The 19,494-nt window shown below is 57.5% G+C and carries 6 protein-coding genes and 1 pseudogene; 5 read left to right on the top strand and 2 right to left on the bottom strand.

The genetic code is table 11. The features are described from left to right. Positions 1 to 353: 353 nt before the first annotated feature. Positions 354 to 1,628 carry an MgtC/SapB family protein gene (locus tag K227x_RS25950; protein WP_145174849.1) on the top strand — a complete coding sequence of 425 codons (1,275 nt, stop codon included), beginning with the start codon at positions 354 to 356 and terminating at the stop codon, positions 1,626 to 1,628. 427 nt (positions 1,629 to 2,055) lie between these two features. Next, complete coding sequence (locus K227x_RS25945) at positions 2,056 to 3,129, top strand: endonuclease/exonuclease/phosphatase family protein (protein ID WP_246146289.1); 1,074 nt, start codon at positions 2,056 to 2,058, stop codon at positions 3,127 to 3,129. Positions 3,130 to 3,237: 108 nt separating this feature from the next. On the opposite strand, the gene K227x_RS25940 is transcribed toward K227x_RS25945, so the two are convergent. Together K227x_RS25940 and K227x_RS25935 are read right to left on the bottom strand one after the other, a co-directional pair. Beyond that, positions 3,238 to 4,041, bottom strand: a complete 804-nt coding sequence (locus tag K227x_RS25940) for a HugZ family pyridoxamine 5'-phosphate oxidase (RefSeq protein ID WP_145174846.1) — start codon at positions 4,039 to 4,041, stop codon at positions 3,238 to 3,240. Between the two features lie 103 nt (positions 4,042 to 4,144). Next, positions 4,145 to 5,911: a ShlB/FhaC/HecB family hemolysin secretion/activation protein gene (locus K227x_RS25935; RefSeq protein ID WP_246146279.1), complete on the bottom strand. Its 1,767-nt coding sequence runs from the start codon at positions 5,909 to 5,911 to the stop codon at positions 4,145 to 4,147. Positions 5,912 to 6,343: 432 nt separating this feature from the next. Here K227x_RS25935 and K227x_RS25925 point away from each other — a divergent pair. The 3 genes and pseudogenes from K227x_RS25925 to K227x_RS25915 form a co-directional block, all read left to right on the top strand. Then, positions 6,344 to 18,103: pseudogene (locus K227x_RS25925) on the top strand (YDG domain-containing protein); the annotation flags it as partial. A 74-nt stretch (positions 18,104 to 18,177) separates the two neighbouring features. Beyond that, positions 18,178 to 19,137 (top strand): EAL domain-containing protein, encoded by a 960-nt coding sequence (locus K227x_RS25920; RefSeq protein WP_315854327.1) that lies wholly within the window; start codon positions 18,178 to 18,180, stop codon positions 19,135 to 19,137. Between the two features lie 19 nt (positions 19,138 to 19,156). Then, positions 19,157 to 19,456: a hypothetical protein gene (locus K227x_RS25915; protein WP_246146278.1), complete on the top strand. Its 300-nt coding sequence runs from the start codon at positions 19,157 to 19,159 to the stop codon at positions 19,454 to 19,456. Positions 19,457 to 19,494: the final 38 nt, after the last annotated feature.

The raw sequence follows: 19,494 nt of genomic DNA, 5'->3' as shown, positions 1-19,494 counted from the left end.
ATCACCGAAAGTCTTGGCGACTTCCGCTACGAAATTCTTTACCGCGTTTCCTGCTTGGCGGTGGGCCGTGCGTGGCGGGGGAACAGGACGGCCTTTCGATGATCAAACCATTCAGGGTCGAGAACACTTCTTGAACGCGTGTTGCTAATCTGGACAGACGTTCGACCAGGGGCGATTTGGTAAAACGTACGCAGCGTTCTGGGGGCGGCATCTCTGTCGACGAAGGTTTGCAGGGGATCCCATTGCCCGGCGATTAGAATGCAGATTCAATCATGCGACTCGAAAAGTCGCGTTCGACCAGTGTCCAGATATTGAAAACCGTTAGGTTGGACCCCTTCGCGGGTTGTGCTCCCATGGAACCCTATCTCGCTCTCGCTATTTCGCTCGGGCTTGGCCTGCTGGTCGGGTTGCAGCGTCAGTGGAAGGTGTCGGAGATTGCAGGGATTCGTACATTCCCCCTGATCACGATCTTTGGGACGCTCTGCATGATGGTGGGGGGCGATCAACAGGCCGTGGTCTGTGCCGCCGGGATGATCTCGATCGCCATCATGTTGATGATCGCCAATGTGGCCAAGATCCGCGCTGGGCAATTTGACGCCGGCATGACGACGGAGGTTGCCGCACTGTTGATGTTTGGCATCGGGTGCGCGGTAGGAGTCGGGCAGACAGGCCCCGCGATTGTTGCCACGGGGATCGCCGCCGTCTTGCTGCACTGGAAACGGCGTCTGCATGGTTGGGTGGATGCAATGACGGACAAAGACCTGCGTTCGGTCATGCACCTAGCGCTGATCGGGTTGGTGATCCTGCCGGTGCTTCCTGATCGGACCTATGGACCGTATGGCGTTTTGAACCCCTACGATATTTGGCGAATGGTCGTTCTGATCGTCGGTATCAGCATGGTGGCCTATGTCGCCTACAAGTTGTTGGGCGCCCGTGTGGGGGCAATCCTAGGTGGCGTTTTGGGCGGGCTGATCTCCAGCACCGCAACAGCGGTCAGTTACGCTCGGCAAACCAAACTGGCGCCCGAAACCAGCGGGATGGCCGCCTTGGTGATCTTGATTGCGTCCACGATCGTCAACTTCCGCGTGTTGGTTGAAATCGGCTTGGTCGCACCGAGCCTGTTGAAGTTTGCAGCTCTACCAATCTCGGCATTGCTGTTGTTGATGGCGGTCGAATGCGTTTTGCTGTACTGGCCTCTCCGCAAGATGGAGGCTCAGGCGGCTGATCACGACAACCCGGCTCAGTTGAAACCGGCCATCATCTTTGGCATCCTCTACGCCCTGGTTCTGTTCATGGTGGCAGCCGCCAAAGAAATGTTTGGCGACCAAGCTCTCTACTGGATCGCGGGTGTGTCGGGATTGACGGACATGGATGCGATCACGTTGTCGACCGCAAAAATGTTCAACGAGGACCATATCGATGCGGGAACGGCATGGCGTGTGATCATGGTCGCAACGATGTCGAATCTGTTCTTCAAAGCCGCCGCGGTGGCCATGTTGGGAAGCCGAACGTTGTTGCTGTACGTCGCTTGCACGTTTGGCATCGCCGCATTGGGCGGTGCTGCTCTGCTGGCGTTTTGGCCACAAATCGACGTGACGCAGCTTCGCTTCAGTGATTTTACGTACTGAACGCTGGTGAGCTTGGTTGATTGCGATCGTCGGTTTGCCGCCGCTTCAGAATCACTCGCCGCACACATCCCCACGACGTCCGTGACCCATCGGCCGGAAATGATCCCCCGCACGACCAGTGCTTGTGGGGAACCGACGAACCGGGCTACGCTGCATTGTCTTTGTTCGTGGTACCGCCGCTGCGTGACATGAATCTTGCACATCGATGCAAGTGTCCAATGCACTTCGGCACCATCCGGTGCTGCGAACGGGCAACCCACCGCGCTAAGCAACGAGCGATCAATCAGTGTCGCGATGAAAGTCATCTCGCCCCCGCCGCGCAGCGGTTTGCGGGGGGACAGAGTTAAACAGAGGGGGGAGAAAGAAACGACACGTATTGATCGCTCGTTGCTGAGCTGCCCCGACCCTTGATTGGCCAAGCGAGAAAATGATGAACCATGATGACGATGGCAACCATCGCAATTGGCTTTGGTACGCCGTGCTGGTTTGGTGTGCGGTGTTGTACGCCACCGCACTAGGCCCGCTTCTGCCGGTCAATTGGTGGTGGATTCGAATCGGCGACTATCCGCGTCTGCAATTGCTGTTCGTGTACACCGTCACGCTGTTGATCTTGGCGCTTTACCGTCGACGGTGGCTGACTAAATGGTTGATGGGGATGATGTTGGTTGGTTGCCTGATTCAGGTTTACTGGATCTTTCCCTATCTGCCCTTCGCTCCCGAAAGCGTGCAGTCGGCGCGATCAGATGATCCAGCGAAACGGCTGCGGATCGTGTCGATGAACGTGCTGCAGGAAAACGAGAACGCGCAGGCGGTGATCGATATCGTGCGGCGACAGCAACCGGATTTGTTGGTGTTGTGCGAGGTGAATGATCGCTGGATGGATGATCTGGAATCGTTGGACGATCAATTTGCGTTCGTCAAGAAACACCCGTTGGAAAACAAATACGGAATCGCACTGTACACCAACCTGGAAGTCCTCTCGTGCCGCGTTCGCGGGTTGGTGAAGGACGACATCCCGTCGATCGACGCATCCGTCCGGCTGCGAAATGGCCAGCCCGTGCGAGTGTTTGCGATCCACCCCAACCCTCCGCGTCCCGGCGAAAGCACCGCCAAACGGGACGCCGAATTGGTGCTGGTCGGCCGCGAGGTGGCTGACGACCAGTCCGCGATCGTGTTGGGCGACATGAACGATGTCGGCTGGTCGCGGACAACGGATTTGTTTCAGGAGGTCAGCGGCATGTTGGATCCGCGGGAAGGACGCGGCTTCTTCTCTACCTTCGATGCGACATCTTGGTTCATGCGGTATCCGCTGGACTATCTTTTTCACTCCGACGATTTCCGTGTCGTCCAATTGCAAACCTTGGAACCCATCGGTTCGGACCATTTTCCGTTGATGATTGAATTGAGTCACGAACCCGATGCCCGACGGACGCAAGAGGCACCCGAATTGGACGCAGGCGACAAGGCCGACGCGGACCAAGCCGTCGAAGCAGCCAAGTAGCAGCCAAGTAGCAGCCAAGCAAGTAGCTCTCGACGTAGCCAGAGGCCGGATCGTTTCTAGCCGGCTAACGGGCTAGCGGGATGCACGTCGGGCTTTCGCATCCAAGCGTTAGCGTTCGGGTGTTTCATTGGCGCGAGCCTGCTTTACCATCGCAACAAGAACTTGGTGGCATTCTTCGGCACTCTTGACCTCGTGGGGGAATCCGATACGAACCGATTGAATGCGTTCTGGCGTTTGAAGCCGCAAATGAAAACCGAGCCGGTCCACCGCCGTCATCTTTGCTTCCGAGGCGACGATGTCTTTCTCCGCGCGAGCGATATCCAGCATCGCAGCGGCATGGTCGTCATTCATGTGTTGCAAGATACCCGTGGCGGCTTCGGCCAATGGGTCGGCAACCGCGCTCTGGAAATCTTCGCCCTGTACCCAGCCCATCACCCCAAAGCCTCCGACAAAATAGAGGTCCAAGGGATTGAGCCGCCAAAACGAGAAATCGGCAAAGTCGACATAGTAGCTGGCGTTCGGATGGCGGCTTAAATACGCCGCACGTGCATCGTCCAGTTCGTCATCGGGCACTGGTTCGGCGCTGCCGACCAGCGTTAACCGGCCGGCACCCAGCGGGTCAAGATGCGCTGTTGGGTCGGTGACAAACAGCGACGCACGAGGATCCACACGGAGGTTCTTGGTGTGCATCGCCATCGCGCTGATCAGGAACAGCGGCCGCCCGCTTGCATCCAACGCGTACGGCATCGTCGAACCGAACGGAAACCCTTTGCACTTTTCCGATTGAGTGGAGATGACACCGACTTGATTCAGCGACAGCATCGTTCGAGCACGCTCGGCAAACGTCGTCTCGGCAGCTGGATTGGGATCCTGTGGTTCGGTTGTGTAAGCGTGTTTTCGCGGCGAAGCCATTGGCTGAATGCTCTTTTTCTACAGAGTTTCAAAGGTTGAAAATGCGATCCCGACCGCATTGCACGTTCCCCATCCTAACGCCAAAACGCTTCGGGTGATGGGCTTAGAGTCGGCGGCCAGGGATCCATGTGACGCCAAAGTGGCCACGGTCACTTCGGCCAATTCCATCGATCTCCTCGATTCCGAATCCATAGTCGAACCGGGCGATGATACGATCGCTGACCTGGAATCGCATCCCAACGCCAGTGCTGAGAGCGAACGTGTAAGCGTCTTCGCCGGCAAGAGGCTGATCGAGGTAACCGTTGCCCATATCGACGAACCCGTAAGTTCGCAGCGTTCGTTGGTTTTGTGCGGTGCCGTACCGATAGGTCTTGGGGCCAAGTTCGAAATTCGCAATCCAACCGTGATCCGCGTTGTACGCTCGACTGTCGGCGCCTCGAATGGTGTCGTAGCCACCTAGACCAAGCGTTTCGCTGAACAGCAGTCGTTCCGATGATGCCTGCCCGGTCAATCGCGTCGTCAGCGACCAAGCGTCTCGCACGACGTCGGCGCGTTCGTATCGCATCCGCCCATAGACGTAGTCGGGCGAAGTGCCGGGGCGAATCGTATGAAAGGCGGCTGCCGAGTGGCTGCCCGACATGCCACCACCCGGTCCGATGAACATGTCGGCTCGGAACAGCCGGTATTGATCCCTGTCGATGCGTTGGAAACTGTCGTATCCAAAGCGAAGTTGGAACAGATCGGCGACGGAGCCACTGACCTGGGTACCGTCGAATTCCAAGTTGTTGTTCGTTGACTTGAAATCGAATCCCGCACTGAGGTTTCGGCTGTGGAACCGGTCTCGCGAGAGATGCCGAATCAGTTGACCACCGAATTGATAACTTTCACCGTCCTGGGCGAACCCGCTGGACAGCATCGGTACGACGCCGGCCCAACTGCCGTACGCCTGCAGCGCGTAGTCTCGGTTGAGCGGTTGATCCAAACTGACGGAGTGGGCATGCAGCAATTTGAACTCTTCGTCCGTCGTGAACTGATACCCCAAGATGCCGCCACGTCCGAGGAAATTCCCGTACTGGAAACCAGCAAAAAACCGACCGTAGTTCAGCGTGGACACGCCGCTATCATCGATGCCCATGTAACCGCGTAACGGAAACATGTCTTCGGTCTCGTAGATCACGTCCGTCGTCCCCGCAGCGTCACCTTTCTGAAAGTCGACACTGACTCGCCGGAACGGGTTCTGGTTCATCCAGAACAGGTCGTTTTCGATGTGCGGTTCGTACAGTCGATTGCCACGACGCGACTGCTGAATCCATTTTGCAGTAGGCTTGCAGTCGAAATGCTGTCCGCTGCGAACCATCACGCGACCAATGCGGGTTTCGGTCACGACAAGATACAGCGTCCCGCCCGTGATGCGTTGCTCGGGAATGACGACATCAACGATCGGCTGCTTGCACCGCTGGTAATGCTGGATGATTTCGCGTGACAGCGAGTTGATCCGCCGCAGCGTGATCGGTTGCCCGATCGCTTGCTGCACAATCGCCTGCACGGCGTGCTTATAGACCAACGAATCTGGTTCGTCGAAGTCATAGTGGATGCCGACCAGCGAATCGACCGCCGCCGATTGATCGATCTTGTCGCTCTGATCTACGATCACGACCGCGTCGAGTGTTTCCACCAACACGCGATCATCTTCTACGCGGGGGGGCAAGTCTGACTTGGCATCGACTTCCGGAATCTGACCGGGCCGGACGGGCAGCTTCAGAGGTTTGTATGCCTCGTAGTTTTGCGCATGCAGGGCCCCCGCACTGAAAAAGCACACGAGACCTGCCACACCGGTCGCAATTGCAACCCGCAAAATCGTCCGAAGCATCCCATCATCCTTGAATTGCCCCACGGAAGGCACTCTTGTTGACACAATCCTTCGCGCCATTGCCTTTCGCATTCATTGAACGCAATCGGCCTGCAGGGGTGATGGACTGTCATCCGGTGGCAGAATGCATTGAAACGATTTCCTTTGCTGTGCACAAAATTCCGGCTGTATTGAACAGGGGGAATGTTCTGCGTTCATCAAACGTTCAGAATTCACGTCGATATTTCCCCACCGTTAATATCGGCACAGGCTATCAGTTGCCCCACTTTCGCTAATAAGACAGGAGAACCTAACTGACAAATGCGAAACATCGGTAAGAGTTGCACAGGGATTCTCGGGCAGAGAATCTCGGGGCACCAATAATTAGGCACTTAGATGACTCTTTCCAGTCCATCTGCGAGACGGTTCACAGCAACAAGTTTCTGCATCAGTCGAACCGCTAGAAGAAAAAGAGCGGCGTTACTGGCCGTCATCTGTTCGGTTGGTTTGACCGCGAGTAACGCGTCAGCACAGATGCCAACCGGTGCCGACGTCGTTGCGGGACAAGCCGCCATCTCGCAATCCGGCGGCGTGATGAATGTGAACGCGACATCCAACCGCGCCATCGTGAACTGGGATTCCTTCAACATCGGTGCGGGCAACACTGCTAATTTTAATCTGCCGGATGCCAGTTCAGCGATTCTGAACCGCGTCACGACGCCCAACATGCCGTCGACGATTGCCGGGTCGTTGAATTCCAATGGAAATGTCTTCTTGGTCAATCCGTCGGGAATCGTTGTGTCTAGTTCGGGCATGGTGAACACGAACGGGTTTACCGCGTCGACCTTCGATATCGGCAACCAAGACTTCATGAACGGTGGGGCCTTGACGTTCTTGCGAGGCGAAGGCGCCGGCAGTATCGTCAACAATGGATCGATCGTCACCGGCACCGGCGGTGCCCACCTGATTGCTGGCGACATCGCCAATCACGGCACCATCCAAAGCAATGGCGGCAACATCACGCTGGCCTCGGGCGGCAGCGTGACGCTCGATAACGGTGTCACCTATGTGCAGCCATCGATGGCGACGCTGGAAAGCGGGATCAGTCCCACGGCCGGATTGATTCAAAACACGGGCACGATCCGAGCGACCGGTGCGGCCACCAGCGGCGGCGAGGTCTACCTCGTCAATCCGAATGGCAAGATCCTGCACGATGGGACGATCGCGGCGCATCGTAGCGGGACTCGTCAAGAGTTTCGAACTGCGGACGACTCGGAAAACGAAAGTCTTGACGACTTCCGCTACGGAACCACGGTTGGCGGGCACGTGCAAATGGAAGCCGATCACATCAAGCTAACGACAAACTCGTCGATCGATGCAACTGGAACGCACGGCGGCGGTGATGTATTGGTCGGCGGCGACTGGCAGGGCAGCGGCGACATCACTCACGCCACCACCGTGACGGTGGATGCCGGCGCGACGATTGACGCATCAGCCACCGAAACCGGCGACGGCGGAACGATCGTGCTGTGGTCGGACATTTTTAACTCCGATTCCATCACCAGCGTGGCCGGAACGCTGCTGGCCCAAGCAGGCGATCTGCTGGGCAACGGCGGACAGATCGAAACGTCGGGGCATGACCTGAATATTGAAAGCACCGTGACGGTGGACGCGGGGCGCGGCGGACACTGGCTGCTGGATCCTTACAACATTGTGATCAGTGCGTTGGGTGGGGACGTCACCGGAACATCGATCGAAGCGTCCCTGAACGCTGGAACGTCCGTCACGCTGGACACCAGCACGCAAACGGTCGGCGCCGAAGCAGGCGACATTTTCGTTCAGGATGAAATTGATTCTACGGGAACCGGTTCGCTGACGTTGAAGGCAGATCGCGACATCTTCGTTGGCGAACACATGGTTCGGCTGACGGGCGATGGTGCCAATCTGAGCCTGCTTGCGAAGCGGAACGTTCACGACGAAACAGCCGCAGGTAACATTCATCTGGAAACCGGAACCGGCAACCTGCTGTTGTCTTCCGACACCGATGGCTCGGGCGGCGGCACGATCGACCTCCGAACAAGCGGAACCATTGACCTGCTGACCGGCGGTGGCGACATCACGCTGGGCGGTGGCAATGAACTGGGGACCGGCTACGCGCAAGGGTACAATGCGTCCACCAGCGAAGCGTTGATATTGGATGCCGGCGTTAGCACAACCCTCGATTCCAATGGCGGCGACATCAGCCTCCGAGGTCGATCGGCGACGGCGACCGCAGCCAACGGCCATGGTGCGGAAGGGATTGCCATCCGTGGTGGCACAACGATCGACAGCGGCACCGGTGGAATTCATATCGAAGGCATTGGCCAGCAGTCAGGGACCAGCGACAGCAACGGCCAGGGCGTCTACTTCTACGGTGGTGGCGATACCACGATCACCTCCGCAAAGGTGGCCTCGGATGCCATCGTGATCGTGGGCGACGCGAGTGCATCGGATTCGACGAAAAGCTTCGGGATCGACTTCGCTTCCAACATGTCGATTCATGCCACCGGTGATGGCGGTGGCATTCTGCTTGACGCCCATGCGGGTGCCGAGGCGACCGACATGATGTTCCGCACTGGAACACACGACGTTCTGGCCAGCAGCGGCCCCATCACACTGCAAGGCAACAAGGCCACAGGTTACTTGGAACTGGAAGCCAATACGGATCTCACGCTGGGATCCAAATCTGGCACCCCCGTCCCGACCAGCGCCGCGGACCTCACGATTCAGTTTGACCAATACTGGTTCAACGACAATCGCCCCGATATCGCCACCAGCGGAAGCGTGACCTGGCAATCGTTCGGCACCGCGTTCGGGCAAAACGTTGACACCGACTGGTTCAGCTGGAACACGGACGCGGCCCAGAAGATCGGCGGCTTGACGATTGGTAAATCAACGAACACTGGCAATGTGACTTTCAATAGCGGTGACCTCGGCTCGTTGGCCAGTGGGCTGACGGTGGGCGGCGGAGTGACGGCTTACGGTGGAATCATCACGGTGGCCAATGATTTAACCAGCACCGGTACGGGCGACATTTTCTTGCAGGCTTTGGCGACGACGAACCCTGCCATCAACATTGCGGCGAATATCAGCAAGACGGGAGGCGACGTATCGACGTTCACCGCAAAGTCAGCTTCGCGAATTCAGCTAAGCAGCGGCATTACTGCCACGAACCCGGGCGGCATGAATGTCGTGTTGTGGTCGGACTATGACGGTGGCGATCAGGGCGGCGTCTCGATCGGTGGAAACGTCAACACGGGTGGCGGCCACTTCTGGGCTGGCGGAAGTGATGTCGTTGCAGGAAGTGACACCTGGAATGGGCTGACCGTCGGCAATGGCCCCTCGGTCGGGCAGTTAAATTACAACCACAATGCGATGGATTTGTATGCTGACATTTCCACCAGCGGCGGTGACGTGTTGTTATGGGGTGGCGATGGCTACAGCTCCGGCATCGATGGAATTGGAGTGATCGGGGATCGGATCATCAGCAGTGGTGCGGGAGCCATCACACTGATCGGCGACGACATCAATACGGGGACGATTACCGTCAACTCAACTGGCCACTTCACCTACCAGCCCAACGGGAACGCGTGGAGCAGCTATGGCGGACAGTTCGACTACACCGGCACGATCAGCGGCAATACGTTCACGGGTGCCGGTGATGCTGACTGGCTGAAAATCAACGACTACAACACGCTCGGTGGCCTGACGCTGGGGAAAATCGGCAACACGACTGGCATTCAGGTCTATCAAGCGGTCGATGTGAACGGGCCGATCAATCTGTACGGTGGTTTTATCAACGTCAACGGCAACCTGACCAGTTTGCTGGCGGGAGCCGGCGTTCTGCTCCGAAGCACCGGCAATATCAGCACCGACCCTAGCCGCAGGTTGCAGACCAACGGCGGCGACATCACGCTGTGGAGCGACAGCGATAGCAGTGGGCAAGGCTACATCCTCGTCGGCCAGGACTCGACGTTGGATAGTCGCACGGCGGCCGATCGCACTGCTGGTACACACACGATCGGCGGCGGGAAAATCACCCTCGGCGGCGGTACGGATGACGGCAGCGGATCGCCGTCGGGATATGCAATTGCCGTCGGTGCTGACACCACTCGTGCCGGAATCAACTTGGGCAGCACAGCCAATTCAGCGAACACCACCAACATCTACAGTGGTGGCGGCGACGTGTCGATGAAGGGGCAATCCGACAGTGACACGATGGGCGTCATGTGGCTCGACGGCGGCACATTGGACGCTGGCAACACCGGTCGGGTCAACATCGAAGGCGTGAATACAAGTACTGGTCACGGCGTCGAGATTGGAGCCTACAACCAAGGGTCATCGACAATCATTCGTGCTTCCGGCGGAAGCGAAAGTGTTGCGGCGGTGAAGATCACTGGCTCGACTGCTACCACCGGCGGTAACCTGGGCGTACAGCTGCAGAAATTGACGGTGCAATCACTCGGTAGCGGCAGGATCGACATCACCGGAAGTACAAGCGGTTCTGGTTACGGCGTAGGCTTGTACACAGCGAACCTACTGTCCGCCAATGGCAGCATCAACGTTGGCGGCGAAACTGCTGGTATCACCTTAGACAACACGACCATCGGGCAGAAAGCAGCAACACCCGTCACGACCAGCAGCAGCGATATCAACCTCACTGGTGATCGGCTGATTGTAAGCGGCACCAACGTGGTCGATACTTCCGGCGTGCTGACCGTCCAGCCTTTCAGCACGAGCTTTTCATCGACACTGAATTGGCCGATGTCGGGTCTTGGCACCACCAGCCAACTGGGCGGACTGACGCTCGGCAAGTCCGGCAATACGGCGGATATTTCGATCAACAGTGCTCAAAACGTCGATGGAGTAATCCAAGTTTACGGCGGAACGCTCGCGATCAATGACGACTTGATCAGCGCCGCCACTTCCGGCACCGGCGTGCTGCTACACGGTTCAGAAATTGTGCAAGCTGCGGGAGTCGCCGTCAGCACCGATGGGGCGAACATCGAATATGTGGCAGCGGGTGCCCCTGTCACCGCTGGCCATGACTACGCGGTTAGCTTCGTGGGAACGTCAGGTTCAAAGGCAACCGTTGACGCCGCCGGTGGCGATATCAGTATCAGTGGCAGCTATGGCACCACCGGTGTCTCGGGCGGTAGCGACCGTGCGATCCGAATATCAGAAGCAGAACTCAAGACGTCGGGCAGCGGAACCATTTCGATGGTCGGCGACGCCACGAATAACACAAGCGAAGTCAATGTGTGGGGATTCCAAGCAAGTGATTCGATCATTCAAACCGAATCAGGCGCGATCAACCTCACGATGACCGGCGGCAAGGCGTCGGCGAATTCACGCGGGATGGCCATCGAAAATTCCGGGTTCAAGATCCTCTCCGAATCGGGAGCCATCACACTTCGAGATCTAGCACCTGTGGGGCTGACCGGAACTTACAACGGTTTGTACCTCAGGCCGAGCTCCAGCACTGACATCACGATCGGTGCTGATGGTGCGACCGTGGCAACCAGCAGCTCCGATATTTTGATCCAATCCGATCGAGTTTTCTTCGACATCAACGGTTCTTTTGGCAACACGATCAACACGTCGGGCAATCTCGTCATCGAATCGACCGCGGACAGTTTCGCAGGTAGTCCCAGTCTGGCCGGGCTGAACATTTCCGGTACACCGGCGAGCCTGCGAATCGGAAAAGCGGGTAACGTGACTGGCTTCACTTTATCCAAAAACATCACCACCGCGGGAGATCAAACTTACAATGGCCCGGTGACTCTGTCAGGCGATAGTTCCTTCACCAGCAGCAATAGCATCATTGAATTCGCGAACACGGTTGACAGTGACAGCACTGCCCGCAGTCTATCAGTCAACGCAGGATCCACGGGCGAGTTGACCTTCAACGGCGGTGTTGGTGGTGGCAACGCTCTGGCTTCGCTGAACATCACAGCTGGAGGCGGCATTCAACTTAACGGTGGAGTCGTCAACTCGCTGGGATCGCAACTCTACAACAGTCCGGTTCTGCTGGGCGCGGACACCCATGTTTCGACCATCCAAAGTAACATCATCTTTGGTTCCACCGTTGATTCAAATAGTGCATCAACACCTTGGAATCTGACAGCAACGATCACACCTGGAAACACCTATTACTGGGTTGATTGGATCGACTGGAATCCAACTAACAAAACGGTAACCGGAACGATCTCGGTTGGTTCGGACGTGATCACGGTGACCTACCACAATCCCCAGGGAATATTCGGTGCTCAAACGAACGGCGGAACCAATTACTGGACAGGTTACAATGGCGCAGCATTCGCTGGAGCATCGCCGTATGTAAGTTCCAAGGTGGCCAATGGGCCGACAGGTTCAGACATCATTCAACTGGAGCACGCCGGGCAGCAGACGCTTTCGTTCAGCCAATCCGTCGAGAATCTTGCCTTTAACGTCGTTAGTCTGAATGGCAACGGCTACGGCTTTGACCAGGATTTCACGATTGAATCCTACTCAGGTTTCAATGGAGCAGGACCGGGCTATTTCGGCTCGGGGGACCTTGTCAAAACAAACGTCGGCAACACGTTCCAATTGAATGATGGTGGCGCCAATGGTTCAAGTCAAAGCGGATATAGCGAGCCGCACGGAACCGTCCGCTTCGGCAATGCTTTTTCGACGCTCACCTGGAACAGCCTGAGTGACGAAACTTGGAACGGCTTCACCGTCGGTATTAGTGGAACGAGCAACACAGCCGGTAGCGTCCAATTCAATGGAGCAGTTGGAGCTACGACAGGTTTGGGGGCAATCAATGTCAACGGTGCTTTGCAGACGACCGCCGCAATCGCCAACGCGGCTTCGCTGAACGTGACCGGCCTGGCAAATCTCGGCGGAGACATCACGACCTCGGGAAACCAGGGTTTCGGCAGTGCGATCACGATTGGTAGCGATCTCGCCTTGACGATCACCGACAACGGTAGCATTCAAGCTGGCAGCACGATCGACGGAAATCATCACTTGACAGTGGAAACCGACTCGGCGGGCAACGTCACGCTCAAGGGTGCCGTTGGTAGCAAGGATGCACTGTCTGACATTGACATCACGACGAATGAATTGGCAGCAGGCGACTTGACTTTGGCTGCCAACGGTGCACTGGAGGTTGACGTCAGTGGAGATAGTACGATTGGTGGCACGATAGCAGGCTCCGACGTCACGTTGGCCAAAGCCGGATCAGGCACGCTGACACTGCCGGGAACGAACACTTACACGGGCGCGACGAAGATCAACGCTGGGACACTGAACTTCCTGAACGACGCACCGATGACGACGTCGAGCGGCTTTCAGGGGCTGGGTTCTCTGACAATCCAATCGGTCGCTGATTCGTTTAGTTCCGCATTCAACACCTCCGACTTCGCTTCCTCGACTGGCACATCGCTGGGTGGCCTAACGATCGGCAAGTCAACCAACACGGCGGACGTCACAATCGGTAGTGCGTTAATCGTCGACGGTGATATCAACATCAATGGTGGCAACGTTGCGATCAATTCCGCATTGACGTCTCAAAACTCCAACACCGTCAGCATCCACGCCACCGGCACCGTTGTCGACGGGGCTTCGGGCTACCTCAGCACTGACAAACTGCTTGTCAAAGCAAGCGGTGCCACGACGCTCGATAGCACCAGCAACGCGATCGGAACATTTGCCTTTGACGGCACCTCGTTGAAATTGGTTGAGAGTAACGGGTTCACGATCGGCAGCGTGGGAAGCACCGACGGCGTGACAGCCACAGGGACGATTAACATCGCCACGCTGGCTGGTGATTTGACGATTCTACAAAACGTGGCCACGACCGATGCGACGGCGACCGCCATCGTGATCAATGCGGGCCAGACGGCGGCGGCGAAAACGGCAACCGGCGGCAATCTGATCGTCAGCGGTTCGCCGACGATCACGGTTGGCAGCGGCGGAATGGCGACGCTGATGACGGGCAGCGTCGCGGGCAGTACCGGTTTGACTGACCTGATCGGTTCGGGCTCGGAACGTTTCCGCTACGGCAGCGACGAAGTTGCCACAAACTTCGTGAAAGCACTCGTCGCGGGCGTCAATGCGATCTACCGCGAACAACCGACCATCGGTGGCTCGATTGGCGACAAGTCACAGACCTACGGCGACTCGCTGGCGACCTTGACGGGTTCGCTGACTGGCATTGTCAACGGCGACACGCTGGATCAGGTATTCGATGGGGGTGTCACTGTCACCGGCACGGAATCGACCAGTGGTCACAACGTGGTGGGGACGCATTCGATCAACGTCGGCGCCGAGCAACTGGGGTACTCTTCAGGCACGATCACGGGCGGCACGCTGACGGTGACTGCGAAAGCCATCACGACTCCGTTGGTGGTTGATAACAAAACCTATGACGGCACCACCGACGCCTCCTTTACCGCGTCGGCGAACGGCGTGGAGACGGGCGACCTGGTTTCCATCGGCGGAACTGCAACCTTCGCTGACAAAAATGTGGCCGTTGGGAAAACGGTGAGTGTTTCTGGCCTGAGTATTTCCGGCACCGATGCAGCCAACTACTCGCTGGGCAGCACCAGCGGCACCTCGACCGCCGATATCACCGCGAAATCGATCACCGTCAGCGGCATCGCTGGCGTCGAAAGGGTTTACGACGGCAGCACCGCAATCACGCTCGACGCCAGCGGCACAGTCTTCACCGGCATGGTCCAGGGCGACAACGTGAACGTCACCTCCGCCACCGGCACCCTCGATGACAAGCACGCTGGTGCGGCCAAATCCGTCACCATCGCGACGACCAACTACGGCGGTTCCGACGTCGGCAACTACGCGATCACTGACCAAACCGCGACGACTGCCAACGTCACTGCCAAGTCGATCTCCGTCAGCGGCATCGCGGCAAACGACAAGACCTACGACGGCAACCGAGACGCCATCGTTGGCTTAGGCGGCGTGACCTTCAACGGCATGATCTCCGGCGACGACCTCACCGCCGCGGGCACCATCGGCGCGTTCGCTGACAAGAACGCAGGCAGCAACAAGACCGTCAACCTGACCGGTACCACTTACGGCGGCAGCGATGCGGGCAACTACGCCATCACCGATCAAGCCACCGCCACAGCGTCCATCGCCCAGAAATCGCTGATTGTTAGCGGCATCATTGCCGCCGACAAAACCTACGACGCCACCACAACCGCAACCGTCGACGGCAGTTCCGTCAACTTTGGTGGTCTCGTTTTTGGCGACACGCTGTCGATTGACACGCTGACCGGCACCTTCGCCGACAAGAACGCTGCGGCCGGCAAGACAGTCAACTTGGCCACGACCTACACCGGCGCCGACGTCGGCAACTACGCCATCACCAATCAAGCGACCAGCACTGCTGCGATTACGCCGTCGTCTGTCTCTGTTTCCGGCCTGACCGCTAACAATAAGGTCTACGACGCCACGACAGCATTGACGCTCAGCGGAACGGCAACGGTCACTGCGATTGCTGCTGACGACTTGCAAGTCACCGGATCCGCGATCGCTAACTTTGACAACAAAAACGTGGGCACGTCCAAGGCGATCGTCGTCAGTGGGCTGACGCTTTCGGGTGACGATGCGAACAACTACAGCATCAACCAACCCGCTGGGCTGACCGCCGACATCACCCCTGCACCACTGACGGTCACGGCCAACAATGATGCCAAGTTCGTCACCAAGACGGACGCGGTGGGGTACGCCGGAGCCAGCTATAGCGGCTTTGTCGCGGGCGAAGGTACATCCGACCTCACCGGTTCGCTGGCGATCACGCGAAGCGGAATGGGCACCGACGAATCCGCCGACAACTACGCCAACGCGTTGGCCGCCGGTGGGTGGAGTTCGGATAATTACGACATCACGTTTGCCACCGGCGACTACACCATCGTTCCCGCCGATCAACTGCTGGTGCGATTCGACAACAGCACCTCCACGTACGGCGACCTGCTTGGGCTGCAACTTCTGTCAGCCAAATACATGGACTCAGGCAATACCGTTCACACACTCGCCGCCCCGTCTGTCGTCGACGGCCGCTATGTCTTTGATGACGGTTCCGGTGGTTCGGCAGCGTTCGATGTCGTACTGGATGGATCTTCACTCAGCACATCCAACCACACGAACGTCGGTGCGTTCTCGCTCGGTATGGAGAACGTCGACATCACCAGCGGCAATTTCTCAAACAGTGTCGAGATCGTCGGGAACCACGCCGTTACTCGAACCGCGATCGACGTCGGTGCCTCCGGCGTTAGCAAAACGTACGATGGCAACAAGTCGATGGTCAACCTCACCCTGGATCAAACCGGTGACATCACGGGCGACTCGTTCACCTTGAACGGCCAAGGCAGCTACGCCGATCGTCACGCCGGCACGAGCCTGAATTACACGGTCGGCAACCTCGAACTCAGTGGCACCGACGCCAACAATTACTACTTGTCCGGCGGCAGTACATTCAGTGCAGCCGACGGCGCGATCACGCCCAAAAACGTGACGATCACCGCGCCAACGGCAACCAAGGTCTACGACGGCAACACCCATTACGTTGCCACAGCGCCTCAATTGCAGGCGATCACCGACGCTCTCGGCATCGCAGGTGACAGCGTGGCCTCGATCACCCTGACGTACGACGACAAGAACGTCGGCAGCGACAAAACGCTTACGGCATCGAACATTTCGATCAACGATGGCAATGGCGGCGGCAACTACAACATCACCTTCGCGGACGATACTAGCAGCAGTATCACGCGTCTGGGCACCGTCACCTGGATCGGTGGCACGACTGGCAACTGGAACGATCCCGCCAACTGGGCCGGCGGTGCGGTTCCGGATCTTGCCAACGTGGCCAACGTCGTCATCCCTCAAGGAGTCACACCGACGTTCGACAACACCGTCAACGGCCCCGTGGAAATCGACTCACTGCTGGGCGGTAGCCTGCAAGTCGACAGCGGTACGCTGAACGTCGACGGCAGCTTGGATGTGGACACCTTCACGCAAGACGGCGGCACCGTGACCGCTGGCACATTCAACGCCGACGACTTTGCCCAGAACGACGGCACGCTCGAAGTGGATGACACGTTCACCGTCAACAACCGCTTCACACAGAGCACCACTGGAACGATCCACGTCAACGGCGACGTCGACATCACCCAAACCACCGGCGACTTGACGGTCAACCAACTGTCCGGCGACAACGTCAAACTGGACAGCAAAACCGGCGATGTCAATCTGGAAGACCTTGCCACCCACGGTAACCTCGACATCGATGCCGCAGGCGACGTCACACAGATTTCCACCGGGACCATCATCGTTGGCGAAACGACCACCATCAACGCCGGTGACAACATCGAATTGGGGGGATTCAACAACAACTTCGTCGGCCCCGTCAACGCGACGGGTCACAATATCCGTCTCTTTGACGCCCATGATGGTTTAACGCTCGGCAATATCGATGCCAGCGGCAACTTGAACACCGCGTCAGCCGACGGTGACCTTACTCAATCCGAAGGAACCACGATCCAAGTCGACGGGGACACCATCGTCGCGGCAATCGGCGACGTGATCTTGGACAACCCTGGCAATGTGTTCACGGGAATCGTCTACATGCTCGCCGACAATGGCACCATCCGACAATCTGCCGGAGACCTGTTGTTGGGCCATGCCGAAACGATCGGCGATCTGACTGTCACGGTTGAAAACGGCAGTCTCGGACAAACGCCCACATCAACCATCGAGGTCGGTGGTAACAGCAGCTTCACCGCCCGTACCGAAATCGATCTAATGAACTCTGGAAACAGACTCGGCGAACAAACCACCGTCGACGCGCCGCTGTACAAGCTTCATTCGATCGATCCACTGAACATCGTTCGCACCGGAGCCGCCTTGGCCGATTCTACGATGAGCGAATCGATATCCCAAACCACCAACGACACCTTCACCCGTCCCGCCTCGGCATCCCAGACCGATTCCCAGTCTGGGGAACATAGCGGGCAATCCAACGGTGGATGGTTCGAGAAGTTCAAGATGTTCGTCGCCGACTTGGTATCACGCGGGTCCGTCAATTCCGTCAACGGCCAAACGGCAGGGTTGAACGCCGAGCAAACCGGCGACGAAACCTACCTCCGCCCGCAAGGCCCAACGTAACGATCCTCTTCATCGCATGCCTCTCCATCATGCGATGAAAAGGTACCCACAAAGACTTGCCCCTTCCTCCGGGAGTGCCGCGTACAACCCCACAATTCACCCTCCCTCGGGACATCGAAAGTGTTTTTGTAGTGGGATTCGCCAGAATTCCCCGCTGGAAGGGAATTCTGGCGAATCCCACTACGTCAGCAATCCAATCGACGTCCCCTGGGAGGGTGAAGTTGAAAGTCGGGCGAGGGCTGGTGGGACACTCCGGTCACAACGTTCGAAAAAGTGGTCTTGGTTGTAGAGATTCGGCGGGTTTTGGCTCTCCCAATTTTGCCCAGCGAATCAACCTGTGTTGCCGCGCACGATGGTTGTGTTTTGCTCCGTGTACCTTGCCGCCCGATCGTTTCATCCATTTACTGGAACGAAGCCGTGAAATCTTGCCCGTCAGCAACTGGATCATTCGGCAAGCCTGCCGACAATTGGCTCAGTGGGATGCAGTTGGATTCTCCATCACCATGTCAGTGAACGTCAGTGCCCTTCAATTCGCAGACCCATGTTTTTACACGACGGTGCGAAACGCAATCGAAGAATTTGCAGTGGACCCGAAACAACTCGATTTTGAAATCACAGAGGGCTTGCTGATCGACGAAGTCGAGGTTGCGGTCGAAGAACTGAACCAGCTCAAAGAACTTGGTGCAAGCATTAGCATCGATGATTTTGGAACTGGCTATTCCTCGTTGGCATACCTGCGGCAGTTTCCTATCGACCGGCTGAAGATCGACCGAGCATTTATCAGGGATTTTCCGGACGCCGATGATGGAATGATCGCGACTAGCATCATTGCGTTAGCGAAGTCATTGGGTCTGAAAGTTCTCGCCGAAGGCGTTGAAACGAAGGATCAACTTGAATTCCTTCAGCATCACGATTGCGGCGAGTACCAAGGATACTATTTCAGCCGACCGGTGCCACCCGAAGAGGCTGCTGCGTTGTTTACGATTGCGAATCATGCAGGACTACCGCAGCCGCAGGCATTCGCCAAGGGCTAGCTGATCGCCTGCCAGTTCAATGGGACCGCGTGGTAAGTCGATGATGCATGTATCGATTCGCGAATACCTAAGGCTGTTGCGTTGGACGGCGAAGCAGATCGCTGATGGGATCGCGGCGAAGGTTCCTGACTCAATCGCCCGCACACTGACGCAGGCCGGGATCAACGCATCCATGTGGCGAGACCTGGTGTGGCAGTGGCAGAAGTATTTCGGCAAGTCGATCTGCGTCAGTTCACCGGAATCGATGCGTCAGGATGCGAGGCGACGTCGCAAAAGCCACCACCAAGACCAAGCCTCCGCATCGGTCTGCTTCACCTAGCCCCGCGTCTTCATCTGCTGCTGCCGTCAGACAGTCGA

The organism is Rubripirellula lacrimiformis (assembly GCF_007741535.1).
In the GTDB taxonomy this organism is placed as follows: domain Bacteria; phylum Planctomycetota; class Planctomycetia; order Pirellulales; family Pirellulaceae; genus Rubripirellula; species Rubripirellula lacrimiformis.
This window is presented reverse-complemented; position numbering and strand designations above follow the sequence as displayed.